Genomic DNA, 2,389 nt, shown 5'->3' on the forward strand with positions numbered 1-2,389 from the left:
CAAGTTTGAAACTGTAGAATATTCCAACAGTTAGTAGACCATAAATGAGAATGTAACCCCATAAAATATGGTTTATTGCATCGATTACCTGATCCATGACTACGCTCGCATACCTGTTAAGATCCAGCTAAATGTTATTTACGGATGCTGCAACTCACTCTATGTTTCAGTATGAGTATAGCCGTACACATATACTTTGATAGTATTTAGGTTTCTTACTGTTAGTAATTACGAAAAAATTAATACTCACTCCGCTATGACTTAACTAGTTATACCTCACCAGTACTGCATGCCGTAATATTTCGTAAATCATATTCTTGTTGTAATAGTTAGTGCGTGTATACAAAATAGCCGAATTTAAGTAAGACTTACTCCTGATACTATTACTAATCTGAACATATCAGGGGGAGTCTCGCGACATTCGCGCATTTGAATTTAAAACAATAAAACATATAGTAATCGAACCTAGTACATGGTCACGACTACCAAAGCTATGCGCGAAATTGGGCATGACGTATACTGTTATTAGAATCGGATAAAGGCTAGTCGAGTCTTTTCTCCAATAATATAGACAGGGTTAACGAATAAAATCAAAGTCAATGAGATGAACGTCATTATCCAATTTAAGATTGCCATTAGTATTGAGTGCCAAAAACTATGGCGCCAAGTAAGCAAGTGAATGCGATTCAAGATCCCAAGATGCTCGGACATGATAATCTGTTCTATCTGGGCGATCTAACTGCAACGATTCGAGTTTTGTAGCCCGAATACTAATCACACCAAAATGTGCAAATCCCGACGCTTCAGATTCAAACGTATAAGCGGCCTTCGGGTCATCCACTGAAGACCCTGGAGTGTGCTTTAGCGCATAAATACGACGCGACCTTTCAGAAAGCCCATCCCATTGTAATTGCGCAACATCGTCGGCCGAATTCAGAACAGCCTCGCCCTGCACTCGCATTTGCCACTTCCGTTTCGAACAGAAAAAGTGCAAAGCACAAGACGACTCTCGGGCCAGTTCCGTCCATTTCTGAGAGCGCACATCCGTATGAACGATAAACAAAGGTGTATCTACTGCATTATCACTGTCACGCAATAAATCTCTGAGCACTACGGTGCGCGCCATCATTGGCTGACTAACGAAAGTGGGCGTCCAAAAGCTTCCGCGCTTAAGCAGATCCTTTTTTACTTCGCGCTGCCAATCTATAAACAACTGACGTAAATTCGCTTGCTGTAATGCTTCAGTCGTCACGATCACTTCCTTTCGTTAGTCCTCGAATAAATTAGTTTCTTCGCAAGGCAGCTTGCCCGTTATCGTGTCGAGCAAGCTGAACGAAGTCATCGACTAAAACGGCATCGGGTAGTCTTTTATTACCGACGCAATTTCCTTAAGCGTGTCGTCACTCAAGGTCATATTAAAAGCATCGATATCTTCTTCAAGTTGCTCATGAGTCGTAGCTCCGATAATGGTAGAGGTAACACCATCAACCTGATCACACCAAGCCAACGCAAGCTGGGAAGGTGTCATGTTGTGTTGGTTAGCGATCTCTATGTAACGCTTCACTGATTGCTGAACCTGCTCACTGTCTCTGAACAATCCATTTCTCTGCGACATACTCCAACGGCTGCCCTCTGGACGCTTACCATCAATATACTTACCGCTTAACACACCGCCACCTAAGGGCGACCACGGAAGATACGCGACATCCTGATGCACGCAGTTTTCGATTAAGTAAGGCCAATCTTTCGTGTGCAATAAGCTGAACTCATTCTGTATTGATGTCATCTTCGGAAGGGAATGTTTTTCAGCTAAGCACAGGTATTCATTAATGCCCCATGGCGTGTCGTCCGACAATCCACAAAAACGGATTTTTCCTGCCTGAACGCAGTCGTTAAGCGCTTGCAGAATTTGGAGCATTTCATTTGAGTGGTGCTCCGTATCCACATCTGTAAAAGTAATTTTGCCCGGCCAGTGCTTTGCAAAATGTGGCGAAGTACGGTTGGGCCAATGCAATTGATATAGGTCGATGTAATCTGTTTGAAGGCGTTTTAGCGAGGCATCAACCGACGCAATAATTGCTTCGCCAGTAATATCTGCACCGTTGCGAATCCAAGGTAAGCCGTTTCCTGCGATCTTCGTTGCAATCACTAGGTCTTTACGTTTCTGACTATTCGCTGATATCCAGTTACCGATAATTTTTTCAGTCTTGCCATAGGTTTCAGGCGACGGCGGAACAGCATACATTTCAGCCGTATCTATAAAATTAATACCGCGCGATATGGCATATTCAATTTGCTTACTGGCGTCTAACTGAGAATTTTGGACGCCCCAAGTCATTGAACCCAAACATACTCTTGAAACGTTTAGGTTGGAACTTCCCAGCTTCGA

At 43.2% G+C, this 2,389-nt stretch carries 2 protein-coding genes; both read right to left on the bottom strand.

The window, feature by feature from the left end; all coding sequences use genetic code 11:
* Nucleotides 1-655: 655 nt before the first annotated feature.
* A complete protein-coding gene (locus A3739_RS11955) occupies nt 656-1,252 on the bottom strand; it encodes a hypothetical protein (protein ID WP_068480115.1) in 597 nt (198 codons plus the stop codon).
* A gap of 93 nt (nt 1,253-1,345) precedes the next feature.
* On the bottom strand, nt 1,346-2,389 hold a 1,044-nt coding region (locus A3739_RS11960), incomplete at its 5' end, for an aldo/keto reductase (RefSeq protein ID WP_082878382.1).

This window comes from Oleiphilus sp. HI0067 (assembly GCF_001635735.1).